This is a genomic window from Streptomyces sp. DF42 (assembly GCF_058267695.1).
This window is the reverse complement of the sequence record NZ_CM177859.1, coordinates 7,447,536-7,462,095: the sequence shown is the minus strand read 5'-3', so window position 1 is coordinate 7,462,095 and position 14,560 is coordinate 7,447,536. Positions and strand designations below refer to the sequence as shown.

12 protein-coding genes and 2 pseudogenes are annotated in these 14,560 nt (G+C 72.0%); 4 read left to right on the top strand and 10 right to left on the bottom strand.

Annotation, left to right across the window (positions count from 1 at the left end):
- Positions 1-33: 33 nt before the first annotated feature.
- Positions 34-843, top strand: a pseudogene (locus ACYUED_RS34235) (M14 family zinc carboxypeptidase); the annotation flags it as partial.
- A 25-nt stretch (positions 844-868) separates the two neighbouring features.
- On the opposite strand, the gene ACYUED_RS34230 reads toward ACYUED_RS34235, so the two are convergent.
- From ACYUED_RS34230 to ACYUED_RS34220, 3 genes are all read right to left on the bottom strand, one after another.
- Entirely contained in the window at positions 869-1,285 is a 417-nt protein-coding gene (locus ACYUED_RS34230; RefSeq protein WP_491288464.1) for an SSI family serine proteinase inhibitor, read from the bottom strand.
- Positions 1,282-2,646 carry a M14 family zinc carboxypeptidase gene (locus ACYUED_RS34225; RefSeq protein WP_491288463.1) on the bottom strand — a complete coding sequence of 455 codons (1,365 nt, stop codon included), beginning with the start codon at positions 2,644-2,646 and terminating at the stop codon, positions 1,282-1,284. The genes ACYUED_RS34230 and ACYUED_RS34225 overlap by 4 nt, the downstream gene beginning before the upstream one ends.
- Positions 2,647-2,806: 160 nt before the next feature.
- Positions 2,807-3,358 (bottom strand): FHA domain-containing protein, encoded by a 552-nt coding sequence (locus ACYUED_RS34220; protein ID WP_491288462.1) that lies wholly within the window; start codon positions 3,356-3,358, stop codon positions 2,807-2,809.
- A 172-nt stretch (positions 3,359-3,530) separates the two neighbouring features.
- Here ACYUED_RS34220 and treZ point away from each other — a divergent pair, with 172 nt between their 5' ends.
- Positions 3,531-5,276 carry a malto-oligosyltrehalose trehalohydrolase gene (treZ, locus tag ACYUED_RS34215; protein ID WP_491288461.1) on the top strand — a complete coding sequence of 582 codons (1,746 nt, stop codon included), beginning with the start codon at positions 3,531-3,533 and terminating at the stop codon, positions 5,274-5,276.
- An 11-nt stretch (positions 5,277-5,287) separates the two neighbouring features.
- Here the strand turns inward: treZ and ACYUED_RS34210 are convergent, their stop codons facing one another.
- The 5 genes from ACYUED_RS34210 to cyc2 all read right to left on the bottom strand — a co-directional run bounded on the left by ACYUED_RS34210 (position 5,288) and on the right by cyc2 (position 11,226).
- The gene (locus ACYUED_RS34210; protein WP_491288460.1) at positions 5,288-6,235 is read right to left on the bottom strand and encodes an aminoglycoside phosphotransferase family protein; all 948 of its coding nucleotides are present in this window, start codon (positions 6,233-6,235) and stop codon (positions 5,288-5,290) included.
- A gap of 47 nt (positions 6,236-6,282) precedes the next feature.
- On the bottom strand, positions 6,283-7,410 hold the full coding sequence (locus ACYUED_RS34205) for a M24 family metallopeptidase (RefSeq protein ID WP_491288459.1): 1,128 nt from the start codon (positions 7,408-7,410) through the stop codon (positions 6,283-6,285).
- A 117-nt stretch (positions 7,411-7,527) separates the two neighbouring features.
- A complete protein-coding gene (locus ACYUED_RS34200; protein ID WP_491288458.1) occupies positions 7,528-8,145 on the bottom strand; it encodes a LysE family translocator in 618 nt (205 codons plus the stop codon).
- 110 nt (positions 8,146-8,255) lie between these two features.
- Complete coding sequence (locus tag ACYUED_RS34195) at positions 8,256-8,834, bottom strand: PDZ domain-containing protein (RefSeq protein WP_491288457.1); 579 nt, start codon at positions 8,832-8,834, stop codon at positions 8,256-8,258.
- A gap of 226 nt (positions 8,835-9,060) precedes the next feature.
- A complete protein-coding gene (gene cyc2 / locus ACYUED_RS34190; RefSeq protein ID WP_491288456.1) occupies positions 9,061-11,226 on the bottom strand; it encodes a germacradienol/geosmin synthase Cyc2 in 2,166 nt (721 codons plus the stop codon).
- A gap of 281 nt (positions 11,227-11,507) precedes the next feature.
- On the opposite strand from cyc2, the gene ACYUED_RS34185 reads away from it, so the two are divergent.
- Together ACYUED_RS34185 and ACYUED_RS34180 are read left to right on the top strand one after the other, a co-directional pair.
- Positions 11,508-11,981, top strand: a complete 474-nt coding sequence (locus tag ACYUED_RS34185; protein ID WP_491288455.1) for a hypothetical protein — start codon at positions 11,508-11,510, stop codon at positions 11,979-11,981.
- Positions 11,935-12,348: pseudogene (locus ACYUED_RS34180) on the top strand (Hsp70 family protein); the annotation flags it as partial. The gene ACYUED_RS34185 and the pseudogene ACYUED_RS34180, both read left to right, overlap by 47 nt.
- Before the next feature lie 291 nt (positions 12,349-12,639).
- Here the strand turns inward: ACYUED_RS34180 and ACYUED_RS34175 are convergent.
- Both ACYUED_RS34175 and ACYUED_RS34170 read right to left on the bottom strand, forming a co-directional pair.
- Positions 12,640-13,818, bottom strand: coding sequence for a damage-control phosphatase ARMT1 family protein (locus ACYUED_RS34175; RefSeq protein ID WP_491288454.1), 1,179 nt, complete (start codon positions 13,816-13,818; stop codon positions 12,640-12,642).
- 45 nt (positions 13,819-13,863) lie between these two features.
- Positions 13,864-14,511, bottom strand: a complete 648-nt coding sequence (locus tag ACYUED_RS34170; RefSeq protein ID WP_491288453.1) for a ScbR family autoregulator-binding transcription factor — start codon at positions 14,509-14,511, stop codon at positions 13,864-13,866.
- Positions 14,512-14,560 lie beyond the last annotated feature (49 nt).

Sequence of the window (14,560 nt, the reverse complement as noted above, 5' to 3'; positions counted from 1 at the left end):
GCGGCACCAGCCCTGGACCGGCCCGCCCTGAAGGCGGTGACCGGGGTCATCGACGAGCTGCGCCCCTACCTCCAGGTGTCCCTGCACGGCACGGATCTGGGCGGCAGCTGGGTCCAGTTGACGAAGGACGTACCCGGTCTCGCGGAGCCGTTCGCCAAGTCCGCGGCGCAGCTGCACATCCCGGTGGAGACGGGTGCCTCGGACGCCGCAGGCTGGGCCGCGTCCGGGCCCGGAGTGCATGTGATGCCCTCCCCCGGCGCGGGCGCCGCGTACCCGAGCCTGCCCGACGACGCCCGTCACAGCACCTGGTACGCCACTCACCACTACGGCGGTCTGACGGCGGTGGTCGAGGTGCCGATGTGGGCGAGCGACCTGGTGGACGACCCTGCTCCGCATCCCGCGCCGGCCGCGGCGATACGACGGCTGGCCCGCCGGCTGCTGCGGGACGCGCTGGAGGTGGAGCGGGTGCTCGCCGAGGCGCTGCCGCGTCTGGAGGGCGTCGACGGGCCGCTGCTGCGGGCCGCCAGGTGGGCGCTGGAACTGGTACCGGGCCTGGCCTCGGACTGGATCCACACGCCTCCCGCCGACGACACGATGGCGTACGTCGGCAGTGTGGACGCGTTCGGCCGCCGCCTGCCGCTGCGGGCGGCGGCCATGCTGCTACGGGTATTGCGGGAGAGCGACGACCGCGCGGCACCGGGTCTGGAGCGGCTCGTGGCCACCTGGAGCGACTCCTTCGCGCAGCGGTTCCGCGCACGCTGGGTGCCTCTGGAGCACCAGGTCGAGCACCAGTCCCGTACGGTCGTCACGGCCGCACTGTGTGCGCGCGACCGGACGGCGTGACGACGTGACGACGTGATCCCGGCGATCAGCCGTCCAGTGCGAAGACCGATCCCGTCCGCGCGCCCATGAAGCACGTGCTGGAGTAGGTCTGGGTGTAGTCGATCTGCCGGCCGCTCCATTCCCCGCGCGCGTGGACGGTCACCGGCGCGTAGATCATCGAGCAGTAGCGGTCCTTCGCCGGGATCCGGGAGATGTCGCCGTCGGCCGCCGCCAGTTCACTGCACGCCTCGGCGGCTCGTGTGTGGCCCTCGGGCGGGTCGCACATCAGCAGGGTGCCGTGGCTGGGGCCGGAGCGGGCGTCGCCCTTGGTGACCGTGAGGTAGAGCCAGTCGCCCGGCGGGAAGTGCCGGGCCGCCGCCTGGACGGGGGCCGCTCCGGCGACGAGGAGGGCGGCTGCCAGCAGACCGCCTCGTACCGTTTTCGCTGTGGTGCTGATCGTCATTCCTGATGCATCGGCACGACGGCCTGGGTACCCCAGTCCGGCTCACCCGAACGGGAGAGCGCGGGCGCGTACCGCCCGGCCAGCTCGAACGCGGCGAGCACCACGCGCGACTGGTACTCCACCTGGCGCGCGACCGGTATCCAGCGCGCCCCGATGCCGTCGCGGTAGTCGGCGCACCACTCCTCGATGCGGCGATCCAGATCCGGCAGTACTCCCGCCGGGTCGCGGCCGGCGCCGGTCACGAGCTGGTGCAGCAGCCCCGCGGTCCGCAGCGCAAGCCGCCGCCCGGCGATGCGCAGGGCGGCCAGATGGGCGGTGCTGAGCGGCGGGAGCGGGCGCGCCCCGTCGGCGACGTCGGGGTCCCACGCGTCGGCGAGCCCGGGGCAGACCAGTAAATAGTCGTCCACCGGGGCGAGCAGTGCGGCCGTGTCCGGCGTACGCGCGAGGTGGGGCCTGAGTCGCGCGAGGAGTACCTCGAGGAGCCGGGAGTCGTGGCGCAGCGTGTGGCTGACCGTGCGCAGCACCGCGGTGGCGTCGGCGGGCGGGGAGCCGTCCTCCACGGCCGCCACACCCCACATGGGTGCCTCGACGACCGCCGTCACCGTGCCGTGCCGGTGCGGGTGGAACCAGGTCGACTCGACGGCGGCCTCCGTGATGGCCGCTGCCAGATCGCCGATGCGGGGCGGCGGGATGCGGTAGACGGCGGGGCCCAGGTTCGGCCAGTACAGGGTGTCGTACGGGCCGAGTTCGCGCGGGATGCCCAGGCGGGCGGCGGTGTGGGTGACTCGTCCCGCGAGGCCCGGCAGGTCGCGGGTGAGTTCGACGAAGCCGCCGCCGACGTCGACGCCGTGCAGCGAGCACTGCAGGAAGGGCCGCAGCTCGTCCTGGAGGTCGAGCAGGGTGCGGGTCTCCGGCAGCGCGGCGCCCGCCGCGCCGTCGGGCAGCCATTCGGGCTGTTCCAGGAAGCCGGGCCGGAAGAAGTTCCGGAAGTAGCGGCCGAGGGTGTACGGGCCCTGCAGCCAGCCCTCGTTGCGGCGCAGGCCGTCCGGGTCGAGGGAGAGCAGCAGGTTCCAGGTGGCGTCGGCGCCCTCGGTGAACCGCGGGTCGGCGAGGGCGCGTTCGGCGAGGCGCAGCACGGTGGCGCCGCCGACGGGTTCGTTGGCGTGCGGTCCGGCGACGACGAGAGCCTGGCGGCTGCCGTGACCGACGGAAAGCAGCCACATCGGGGTGCCCGCGCGGGAGGTGCCGACGCGGCGCAGACGAGCGTCCGCGGGACGGCGGGCGACGAGCGCTGCCGCCCGCGCGCCGAGCTCGTCGACAGTCGGGTAGCGAAGGAGTGGCGGCAGGACGCACCTCCACAATGTGGCGCCGTCGCTTCACCTGATGTACATGGCGTACGCACAGTCAGTCACGACTTGAGGGGTACGTCAACACCACGGAAGGGAAAGCGATTTGGGCCATCACAGCACGTCAACGCCGTGTCATGCTCAGGCCAAAGCTAAGGCGTGACTGAGTCGGCCTTCAGTCGACGGCGAGCCGGAACGACATCCGGCCGAAGCCGACCTGATCGCCCTCGCGCACGACGGCGGCGCCGATGACCCGCCGCCCGTTCACCGTGGTGCCGTTGGTCGAGCCGAGGTCGCGCAGCACCCACATGCCGCCCTGGCGGCTGAGTTCGGCGTGCACGCGGGACACGGTTTCATGGGTGAGGCGCAGTCCGTTGGCCGGATCACGTCCGATGCGCAGCGGGTAGCCGCCCGCGGGGTGCGGCAGCAGCAGCTTGGGCAGGCGCTCGGCCTGCCAGGCCCTGCGCAGCCGTACCGTGAAGCCGGAGACCGCCTCCACGGTGCCGAACACCAGGCGCGAGAAGCGGCTCTCCTGGGGGAGGTCGGCGGTGAGGACGGCGAGTTCGTCCGAGCGGCGGGCGGCGAGGGCCAGCTCCATACGGCGGATGAACGTGTCGTGCGACAGCCTTCCCATGGCGACGCCGTCACGCAGCACCTGCAGCGCCTTGTCGCGCTCCGCGTCGGAAAGCCGCGCGGGGTACGTGTTGAACTCGAAAGACGACGTCACGTTCGTGATTGTCGGTCAGCCGACTGCGGGTGTCCAGAAAACGAGAAAACGCCCGCCACGCGCGCGTACCTGACGACACCAGCCGCAAAAGGGAGGATTCAAAAGCGGATTGATCTCGTTTGAAGCACCATGGTCGGGCTACATCACGGTGAGCAGACGAAGGGGACCGTCCGTGCAGTTCGAGGTGTGGGCACCGCAGGCCGGCCGTGTGACGCTACGGTGCGACGGCGCCACGCGCGCGTTGGAGCACCATCCGGAACGGAAGGGCTGGTGGCGAGGAGAGGCCGAGGCGCGGGACGGCTCGCGGTACGGGTTCGCGGTGGACGACGGTCCCGTGCTGCCCGACCCGCGTTCGCGCAGACAGCCGGACGGACCGGACGGGCTGAGCGCCGTCGTCGACCACGGGCGGTACGCCTGGCGCACCGAGTGGGCCGGACGCCCGCTGCCCGGCGCGGTCCTCTACGAGCTCCACGTGGGCACGTACACCCAGGAGGGCACCCTGGACGCGGCCGCGGAGCGGCTGGGGCACCTGGTCGAACTGGGCGTCACGCACGTCGAGTTGATGCCGCTGTGCCCCTTCCCCGGGCGGCACGGCTGGGGCTACGAGGGGGTCTCGCTGTGGGCGGTGCACGAACCCTACGGCGGCCCCGAGGCGCTGAAACGCTTCGTCGACCGGGCGCACGAACTGGGCCTGGGCGTCGTCCTGGACGTCGTACACAACCACCTCGGTCCCTCGGGCAACTACCTGCCGGCGTTCGGCCCCTATTTCACGGACACGCACCACACACCGTGGGGGTCCGCGGTCAATCTCGACGCTCCCGGTTCGGACGAGGTCCGGGCCTATCTGGTGGGCAGCACTCTGGCCTGGCTGCGTGACTACCGGTTCGACGGGCTGCGCCTGGACGCGGTGCACGCGCTGGCGGACACGCGCGCGTGCCACTTCCTGGAGGAGCTGTCCACGGCCGTGGACGCCCTCGCCGCCGAGCTGGGCCGGCCGCTGTTCCTGATCGCCGAGTCCGACCTGAACGACCCGCGCCTGATCACCGCCCGCGCGGAGGGCGGCCTCGGTCTGCACGCACAGTGGAACGACGACTTCCACCACGCCCTGCACACCGCGCTGACCGGCGAGTCCCAGGGCTACTACGGCGACTTCGCGCGCGCTCCTTTCGCCGCGCTCGCCAAGACACTCGGCGGCGGCTACTTCCACGACGACACGTACTCCAGCTTCCGCGGCCGCCACCACGGGCGCCCCCTGGACCGTACCCGGGTGGCCGCTCACCGGCTCCTCGGGTACAGCCAGACGCACGACCAGGTGGGCAATCGCGCGCAGGGAGACCGGCTTGCGGCGATCCTCTCCCCCGGCCTGCTCGCCTGCGCGGCCACGCTCACCCTCACCGCGCCCTTCACACCGATGCTGTTCATGGGCGAGGAGTGGGCGGCCGGCACCCCCTGGCAGTTCTTCACCGACCACACCGATCCGGAGCTCGCCGAGGCCGTACGGCGGGGCAGGCGGCGGGAGTTCGCGGAGCACGGCTGGGCGGAGGAGGACGTACCGGATCCGCAGGACCCCGCGACCCGCGACCGCTCCTGCCTCGACTGGACGGAGCCCGGCAACGAGCCTCACGCGCGCGTGCTGGACTGGTACCGCAGGCTCATCGCGCTCCGTCACGAGCAGGCCGACCTGACCGATCCCGACCTCGCCGACACCAAGGTGGCGTACGACGAGCGGGAACGCTGGCTCGCCTTTCGCCGCGGGGACGTCCGGGTGGTGGTGAACCTCGCCAAGGCACCGGCGGCCATCCCGCTGGGCACCCGTCCCGCGCGCGTGCTGGCCGCCTGGGAACCGACGGACGCGCCGGACGCGGACGGCGTGCTGCACGTGCCCGGGGAGTCGTGCGCGGTGCTGCTGCAGGCCTGAACGGACAGCCTCTAGAGCTCCCCGTCCGCGTCCCCGTCCTCGTCCCGGAACTCCGTCACCCGCTCCAGCAGGATCGCCTCCCAGGCGCGTCGCAGCTGGGTCCGCAGCAGCGGCAGGGTGCTGTCGCCGCCGCTCAGGCGCTCGGCGAGGCGGATCACCGTGTCGCACCGGGCCAGCCACAGGCCACGCAGACAGGGGCGGGCGCCGTAGCCGGCCAGTGTGGCGGCGCGGACGGCGGCCGGGGAGCCGACGGCGATCGCCAGGCCCGCGATGTCCTCGGCCGGGTCGCCGACGGCCGCGCCGGTCCAGTCGAGAATGCCCCGTACCCGGCCCTCGGCACTGACCACGAGGTGCTCGCCCCTGAGGTCGTGGTGGACGAGGACGGCGGTGCCGGGCTGGGCGGCGAGCTGGACGGCGGCCGAGGCGCTGAGCTGGTGGAGGCGGCCGGGGTCGAACTCGTCGGCCGCGGCGAGGCGCACGGCGGACTTCTCGGCGGCCCTGCGCAGGGCCTCCAGGGAGCGCGGGGCGGTGCGCGGGACGCCCAGGGTCTCGGCCTGCCGGGCGGGCACCTCGCGCAGCCCGGTGAGCAGCCCCGCGAGGTCGGCCTCCCCGACGGCGGACACGTCGTACTCCTCGCCCGAGCCACCGGGCACCACCGTGTCGAGCGTGTACGTCAGCCCGGGCGCCCACTCCCCGTGCGCCACGCTCACCGGCACCGCCACCGGCAGATGCGGGCGCACGACATCGCGCAGGCGCAGTTCGCGGCGCTGGCGGAGGGCGGTCTCGCGGTCGGGGGCGAGGCGCAGCACATGGCGGGTGCCGACCCACCAGGTGGAGTGCTCACCGCCCTCGGCGACGGGCCGCACCTCGGGTCCGGCGGCGCCGCCCGCGCCGCCCTTGAGCAGGGAGCTGACCAGCCGGCGGACGGTGTCCGCGGTGGGTGTCGGTGCCTGGGTCATGGTCGCGCCGTTGTCACTCGAGGGTGGACGGGGGCTCCTGAGGTGGCTCAGTCCACTATGACCATCTCGCGGTCGGTGTTGTTGAGGCGGCGGCCGCCGTCCTCGGTGACCGTCACGATGTCCTCGATGCGCACCCCGAAACGGCCGGGCAGATACACGCCGGGCTCCACGGAGAAGCACATGCCGGGCACAAGGGGCTGCCGTTCGCCCTCGATCATGTACGGCGGCTCGTGCGTGGTGACGCCGATGCCGTGCCCGGTGCGGTGGATGAAGTACTCGCCATACCCGGCGTCGGCGATGACCGCACGGGCCGCACGGTCGACGTCCTGGCAGGCGGCACCGGGCCGCACCGCCCGGAAGCCCGCCTCCTGGGCCTCGCGCACCAGGTCGTGGATCCGCCGTTCCTCGTCGGTGGGTTCGCCGACGTGGACCGTGCGGGAGGTGTCGGAGCCGTAGCCGTCCTTGAGGCCGCCGAAGTCGAGGACGACCATGTCGCCGTGCTCGATGACCCGCTCGCCCACCTCGTGGTGCGGATTGGCGCCGTTCGGACCGGAGGCGACGATGGTGAAGTCGACCTGCGAGTGACCGAACTGCCGCAGCAGCTCGGCGAGGTCGGCGCCGACCTCGGACTCCAGGCGGCCGGCGAAGGGAACCTTCCTGATCTCCTCGAACGTCGCGTCCGCGGCCGCGCCCGCCGCCGCCATCAGATCCAGTTCCGCCGCGTCCTTGACGGCGCGCAGCATCGGCAGGGCCTCGGAGAGGGCCGCGTAGGCGGTGCCGGGCAGCGCGCGCTGCAGGCCGAGCAGGTGCATCGCCCAGGCGTTGTCACTGACGCCGAAGCGGCCAGTGCTGTCGAGCAGGGCGGCGGTCGCGGCGTAGGGGTCCTTGCCGTCCGTCCAGTCGCGCAGGTTCAGGGCGGACGCGCCGACCGCCTTCGCGGCGTCCGGGGCCTCCAGTGTGGGGACGACCAGGACGGGGGCCCGTCCCTGTGCGAGAACCAGCAGGGTGAGCCGTTCGGTGGCCGCGGTGGGGGCGTATCCGGTGAGCCACACCAGGTCCGGCCCCGGTGCCACCAGGAGCCCGGCGAGACCGGCGTCGGCGGCGGCATCCGCGGCGCGGTCCATGCGGGCCCGGTAGTCGTCGGCGGTGAAGGGCGCGCTCGTGCTGCCGGTCATCCGGGCCTCCCGGGACGAGTGTAGGAACCACAAGGGACTACGGGCAGCATCCTGCCCGCACACAGAGGGCCGCGCGACCGGTCTGCGGATCTTTCGGGCGCTTCCCCGGCCACGACGTCAGCTTTCCAGGGCGAGACGGACACCGAGGAGCAGCAGCACGCCCCCGGAGACCTGCTCCAGGCGGCGGCGCACCCCGGCGCGGGACAGGACGGCTTTCATCCGGCCGACGAACCACACGTACAGGCCGTAGTAGCCGACCTCGTAGACCGCCCAGAGCGCGGCGAGCCCCACCATCGTCGGCAGGTGGGGGGCGCCCTCGGGGACGAACTGCGGCAGGAAGGACATGGCGAAGATCGCCGCCTTGGGGTTGGCGAGGTTGAGCAGCAGCCCGCCGCGGTAGGCGGCCCAAGCGCTCTTCTCCTCGCCCTCCCAGCCTCCCGCGGCCTCGCCGGTGCGCCGCGCCTGCCGCAGCGCCTGAATGCCGAAGCCCACCAGGACGACCGCGCCGACGATCCGCATCGCGTCGTACGCCGCTTCGGAGGCCGCCAGCAGCGCGGTCAGGCCGAACGCTGCGACGACGCCCCAGATGAAGACGCCCGTCTCGTTGCCGAGCACGGTGAGAAAGCCTGAGCGTCTGCTGCGCAGCGACTGCTTGATGATCAGCACGGTGCTGGGGCCGGGCGAGGCGGCGATCAGGGTGCAGGCGCCGAGAAAGGCGGGGAGGGTGCTCAGCATGAGGGTCATCGTGGTCGGTGCCGCGGCGCCGGGCCACTGTTTTTCCCGGCCCGATCAGCCCTTCTCCCACCCGGCTCTCCCGCCCCCGGTCGACGGAGGCCTCCGGCTGGTCATGTGACGATTCCCGGTACGGCGGTCAACTGCTGGTAGCCGCCGCTTCGATGACGCACGGTCAGGGCGAGCGCGGAACCGGGGCGGGCGTGTGCGACGGCGTGGGCGAGGTCTGCGGCCGAGTCGACACGGGTCCTGCCGAACGCGAGGATCACGTCACCGCGGACCAGGCCCGCCGTGTAGCCCGGGCCGGGGACGTGGACGCCGACGACCAGCGCTCCCGCCTTCTCCGCGTCGACGGCTTCCAGGCCCAGGGTCGCGGCGGCCGGGGCCTGCGGCGGGGACGCGGGTGAGGCCGGGGCCGATGCGCTGAGGTGGGACGGAACAGAGGACTGCGGCGGTGCCTGGCGCTGCAGGTCGGCGAGTTTGCTCAGGCCGATGACCGTGGCGCCGACCGTGCCGAGGCCGACCCCGGACAGCACCAGGACCGCCCCGACGAACAGGCCGAACACCAGGGCCCTGAGCCGTCGGCCGCGCCGCCGCGCGGCGTGCGGGCGCCGGGCGGCGGTGCCGGGCTTGCCGCCACCGCCGGGTTCCCGGCCGGGCATCGGCTTGGGACGCAACGCAGTCTGTTCCATGGATCGCCTCCGACTGGAGTGCTACCCGGGGCTTCGGCGCGCGACGAGCCACGAACGAGTGAGACTGACCCGTGGTCAGGGGTGGTCGGGAACGGAGGGTCTCAGGACGCACCCGGGCCTGCCTCGCCCTTCCGGCCGGAGCGCTGTACGGCGACGGCTCGCGCCCGCACCCGATGGTCCGGGCACCGGCGCGAGCCGCGGTGGCACACATGGCATACGCGGATAGTCAGACCATGTGGCCTGTGGGCACCGACGGTGGCTGGTCCGGCAGGAAGGTGTGGGTGCGGCGAGCCAGGTAGTCGGGCTTGTAACGGTCCACCTTCCGGTGCCAGTTGAGGATGCCCGCCATCCAGTTCTGCAGGTCCTTCACATAGCCTGCCATGACCTCGCGGGCCTCGTCCGAGAGGCCGAAGTCGTCGTAGACGATGGGCAGTTCGTGCGCGGCGACGTGCTCGAACTGCTGCATGCGCCGGGTCATCAGGTCATGGATGACGGAGAGTGCGGTCGGGTAGTCGATGCCGAAGAAGTTCTGTACGACGAGGACGGCGTTGTGGATCTCGCCCTCGTACTCGATCTCCTTCTGGTACGAGAAGACGTCGTTGACCAGGCATGCGTAGTCCGCGGCCGCGTTCTCCAGGGAGCGCAGGGGGCCGCTGCGGTAGACCTCGGGCGGTACGGCGGGGCCGTGGCCCATCCGGCACATGCTCATGGTGAGGTCGGAGCCGAACGTGGCGCGGCGCATCTCCAGGTAGTCGACCGGGTCGGGGATGCGGTTCTGCAGCTGGTTGGAGAGCTCCCACACCCAGCTCTCGGTCATCACGTCCACCGTGGCCTTGAGCGTGCGCCGTTGGTCCGGGGTCATCTCCGCGGTCGTGCGTACCCACAGGTCGATCAGGCCGCGTTCCATGCCGTTGACCGGGACGAGGGCCTCCTGACCGTCGACCGGCATGCAGTCGGACAGGCGCTGTGTGGTCAGCCGGGCGGCGGCCAGGTCACGGCGGTGGCCGAAGACGAGCGGGTAGTAGTCGTCCCCGTACGTGCCCCAGGCGAGCCACTGCGAGCTGAGGTCCAGGGCTTTTGGCGTCGCGTCGGGATCGAGGCCCGCCGCGCAGAGCGGGAGGTCGCAGGAGGCCAGCTTGTCCTCGTCCCAGACGCCCTCCTGGAGGATGCCCGTCGCGTGCGCCCAGTCGGTGAGCCGGTGCCGGGCGCCCTCCAAATGCGGGCTCAGTTCCACCTCGTAGGGCATGTGGAAGTCGGGCAGCAGGGACGGGCCGACCTTCTGGAACGGCACGTGCGTGTGCGCGCGCAGGCGCTCGGCGCCGGCCGCCGCGAGCAGGGCGCCGACGTCCGCGGCGGAGGTGCCGGGGCCGGTCAGGCCGTGCCACGGATTCGTGGACCGCGCGCGGGCGTTCATGTAGCGGCTGGAGCGCATGTGCCACTCGTGGCCGCCGGACTGCCAGTCCTGCAGGCCCTGTGTGTACTTGGCGACGGCGGTGACCTCGGGCGGGGCGAGGCCCGTCTCCAGTGCCACTGCGGGCACTTCGGTGAGCGCGGTGTGCTCGAACTGGTGGAGCCGGGAGGTGAGGACGTCGTTGACGGTTTCGGCGGCCTCCTGCGTGGTGCAGCCGAAGAACGTCTCCAGAACCAGCACGCCGTTGCTGAGCTCGCCCTCGTCCTCCACCTCGCGCTGGTAGGAGAACAGGTCGTTGCGCAGATGGACCGCGTCGGAGAACGTCTCCATCAGCACGCGCAGAGGCCTCGACCGGGCGACGGATGCCGGTACTTCGGCCGTCGCGTACTCCACCAGCCCGGCCGACCAGGGTGCACCGCCCACCTTGCGGCGCATCTCGATGTACTCGACGGGGTTGGCGATCCGCCCCTCGTTGATGTTGGACAGCTCCCACAGCGACTCGTTGAGGAGGTGCTCGGTGGCGACGGCGAAGCGGTGGCGCCAGTCCGCGGACATCGACGGCACCGTGCGCGTCCACAGGTCGGCGAGGCCGGCCTCCACCGGGTTCTGCGGCTCGGGCATCGGAGTCGACAGGTCCATGGGCATGAACAACGGGAGCCGGTCGAGGTAGGCCTTGCCGCCGACGCGGTCCTGGGTGCGCTTGAAGGTCTCCAGGAAGTGGTCGTCGAAGAAGAAGACCCACACGTACCAGTCGGTGATCAGGGAGAGGGCGGGGCCGTCGCACTCGGGGTGGGTGTAGGCGCAGAGCAGTCCGTAGTCGTGCGCTTCGAGGTCTGCCTGCTCCCAGATCCCGGAGCCCTCCAGCATGCCCAACCCGCGTGCCCACTCGGTCGAATGGGCACGCGCCTCGTCCACATGTGGGTTCAGCCGCGCGGGGTACGGCATGTAGAAGTGCGGGAGTTCGAAGGGCTGCTGCGTCATGGCCGGGCCCTACCCGTGGCTCTCCGGGCCCATCCGCGGGGCCGGACATGATCACACCATCGCGTGAATCAGGAGTGATTCCGGGAGTTCCGACGGACTCTGGTGACGTCCACCTCTACCACCTCCGGGTGCGCGGGTGCCCTGACCGGAGGCTGTGGCAGTACTGGCAAGTAGGGGTGAAGGCAGGACCGTTCAGGTGGCGGACGGCGATCCGTCGGGCCTAGGCTCGGGCGCCACATGGAAGCCGACCGGCCGTAGCGGCCCGGGGGAGGCAGGCCGTCATGACTGAGACACCGCTGCGCGCGGAACTGCTGCTCACCCACGACGTGTCCGCGGAGCTGGAGCGGGAACTGACCGCGGGATTCGCCGAGTTGGGGGCGCCCGCGCTCCGCGTCCGGCGGACGATCGGTCATCGCGGCCCGGCCGAACTCCAGTGGCTGGTCCTGGCGTCGCTGCCCCTGCAGGCCTTCCTCAGCGGGCTGGGCGGCGAGGCGGTGAAAGACGGCTACCGGGCACTGAAAGGCCTCGTGGGGCGCCTGGCCGGGCGCGATGATGCCGCGCCGGTCCAGGCGCCGCGTCCGCTGGTGCTGCACGACGAGCGGACCAGGCTGCGGATCGTCCTGGAGGCGGATCTACCGCAGGGCGCGTACGAGCAGTTGGCGGCACTCGATCTGAGCCGATTCACCGTCGGGCCCCTCCACTACGACCGTGGGCTCAGCAGGTGGCGGTCCGAGCTGGACGAGGCGGCGGGCTGAGCCGCGGCGACGACTCAACGAGGAGGTGACGCATGCCGTGATCACGGTCCCGGCGCACTTCGGTGACGCACAGCGGGCCGCGACCCGGGAGGCGGCGCAGATCGCCGGGGTCACCGTCAAGAAGGTCATCGACGAGCCGACGGCCGCCGCGATCGCCTTCGGCATGGACAAGCGGGACGGCGAGCGCAGCCGCATCCTCGTCTACGACCTGGGCGGGGGCACCTTCGACATCTCGGTCCTGGACTCGACCAAGGGGCGTGACGGGACAGCCCAGTTCGCCGTGCGGAAGTTCTCGGGCGACGACTGGCTCGGCGGCGACGACTTCGACCTGGCGGTCGTGGAGCGGATCGCGGAATGGGTCAAGCAGGACCGGCAACTTGGCACGGGGCGCACAGAAGCGGACGGCGCCCCTCATCCCCCGGCGCCCGGTGTGCCGTCCCGCTCGGCGCTCCCCGCGGAACCGAGCCGACCTGCCGCGCTCCCCCTGCACGCCCCTCCACTCCACAGGGATGCTCTCAGCCCCCAAGAGCGCGCTCCCTTGCCGGAGTCCCGGCCGCCACGTCACGGTGGCTTCATGAACGTGCGCGAGGCATGTCATCAACGGACTCAAGTCGCTGCCGATACGGCTGACGTGAGGCTCGGGGGCGGACGCGGGCGCTCACCCGCGGACCTGGATGAGGGCGTGTGTGCCGCCCGTCCGCCACCGCTGCTCCTCGGCCGCCACGAGCGCGGCCTCCGTGCCGGGGTCCAGGCCGGTGATGACGTCGGACTTCAGGGTGCGCAGGGCGGCGACCGGCCCGGGGAAGCGGGCGGTCACCTCGCCGAAGGGTGTCGCCGGAGGCCAGAGCCGGTCGCCCACCAGACGGCGGTAGTTGAGGTCGCCCTTCACGATGGTCACGGTGGCCGTCGCGAGTTCCGCGCGAAGGTCGTCGGGCATGTCCGCGAACGGCAGCGGTGCGGCGGAGAAAGGGTGGGCGCGGACCATGAGGCGGCCGTCGGTCATCGCCGACCACAGGATGCGGCCGTACTCGACGGCGGCACCCTGGGCGCCGGTCAGCCTGCGCAGCGCGTCGAGGACGTCGGCCGTCGTCGCGTCGGAGACGTAGTACGGGTACGGCTTGACGTGCAGCACCGCACGCCCGACGCGCCCGCGTTCCAGGAGGTGGGCGACGAGGAGCAGATCGGGGATGAGCTCGCGGCCCGCGTTGTCGGCGATCAGGCACAGCGTGCCCGCGCCGGAGGGCGGGAGCAGCGACCAGAGTGTCTCGCTGTCGTCGGCGACCAGGCCCGGGGCGGTGTCCACGGCGCCGGTTTCGGTGCCGGCGGCCGCGGAGAGACGGAAGCCGAGGTCGGCCCGGTTGCCCCACAGGGAGCCGTGCAGCAGGGCCCGGTCCTGGTCCTCGGCGGACAGGGCGTCGAGCGCGGCCAGCTCCTCGTCCGTCTCCTGGGAGTCGAGCTCGGCCAGCTTGAAGGGGCGGAACGGATCGATGCCCTGCCAGGGGCCGGTGCCGAAGTAGCCGACAGCGCCGAGGAGTTGGCGGTAGAAGTAGCTCTCCGACCAGAGCCAGGGAATGTCGTACCAGGAGCGGCCGACGTACTCCGCGCTGCCCCACGACTCCCAGCGGGCCCGGTCGTGCGCCCCGGCGGGGAGCGGTTCGACGACGCCCTCTGTACAGCTCGCGAGGAGCGCGTCGAGTGCGCGGTGCTGTGCGGGGCCGTACGGGAAGGCCTCCCGTACCTGCCGGATGATCGCGGGATGCCGCTCGGCGAGCACGCTGTGCGGGAACGAACCCGGCTCGTTGCCGAGGATCAGGGGCGCGGGCGGGGTGTCGGGCATGCGCCTCACCCTAGGGCCTGCACCCGCACGGGCTCCGGCGCCACCTCAGATCGCCCTGATCTCCTGCTCCAGCCGGGCGGCGAGGCTCAGATAGCGGGCGCGGCGGGGCACCGGGACCAGGCCGCGGATCATGACGTGCCACATCTCGGCCAGCCTGCGGGGCTGGCGGGCGACGGGTTCGAGGGAGCGGCCCACGACGCGGGTGCCGACGAAGAAGCTGACGAGGGAGTGCGCGACGGCTTCGACGTCGACGTCCGGGTGGACGTCGGCCTCCTTGATGGCGCCGAGGAGTCTGCGGGTGGCCATGTCCCGCCACTCGGTGAACGGGTGCTTCAGCGGCGGCCGCACCGCGACGCCCCCGGTGGCGAGCCGGAGCCCGGCCCGCGGGATCGGGCCCTCGACGGACAGCCGGGCGATGCCGAAGGTGATGCGTATCAGGCTTTCGAGCGAGGAGTAGCCCCGGCCGTCCAGGTCCTTCGTCACCTCGTGCCAGGCCCTGGACTGCAACTCCATGATCGCGTGGGCCAGGTCCTCCTTCGCCGCGAAGTGGAAGTACAGGGCGCCCTTGGTGACTTGGGCGTGTTCGACGATGTCGCTGAGGCTGGTCGACTCGTAGCCGTGACGGTCGAACAGGTCGGCTGCGGCTGTGATGATCGTCGCGCGGGTCTGCTCGGCGCGTAACTGCCTCGCCATCGACTGAACACTCCTGGGGCTGGAAAGAACGGGTCGTGCTGTTTGTTTT

Excerpts from the sequence above, each read along its gene's own strand:
- ACYUED_RS34230 (WP_491288464.1), bottom strand. The coding sequence starts at position 1,285 with ATGACGATCAGCACCACAGCGAAAACGGTACGAGGCGGTCTGCTGGCA.
- ACYUED_RS34210 (WP_491288460.1), bottom strand. The coding sequence starts at position 6,235 with ATGACCCAGGCACCGACACCCACCGCGGACACCGTCCGCCGGCTGGTC.
- ACYUED_RS34205 (WP_491288459.1), bottom strand. The coding sequence starts at position 7,410 with ATGACCGGCAGCACGAGCGCGCCCTTCACCGCCGACGACTACCGGGCC.
- ACYUED_RS34200 (WP_491288458.1), bottom strand. The coding sequence starts at position 8,145 with ATGCTGAGCACCCTCCCCGCCTTTCTCGGCGCCTGCACCCTGATCGCC.
- ACYUED_RS34195 (WP_491288457.1), bottom strand. The coding sequence starts at position 8,834 with ATGGAACAGACTGCGTTGCGTCCCAAGCCGATGCCCGGCCGGGAACCC.
- cyc2 (WP_491288456.1), bottom strand. The coding sequence starts at position 11,226 with ATGACGCAGCAGCCCTTCGAACTCCCGCACTTCTACATGCCGTACCCC.
- ACYUED_RS34185 (WP_491288455.1), top strand. The coding sequence starts at position 11,508 with ATGACTGAGACACCGCTGCGCGCGGAACTGCTGCTCACCCACGACGTG.
- ACYUED_RS34175 (WP_491288454.1), bottom strand. The coding sequence starts at position 13,818 with ATGCCCGACACCCCGCCCGCGCCCCTGATCCTCGGCAACGAGCCGGGT.
- ACYUED_RS34170 (WP_491288453.1), bottom strand. The coding sequence starts at position 14,511 with ATGGCGAGGCAGTTACGCGCCGAGCAGACCCGCGCGACGATCATCACA.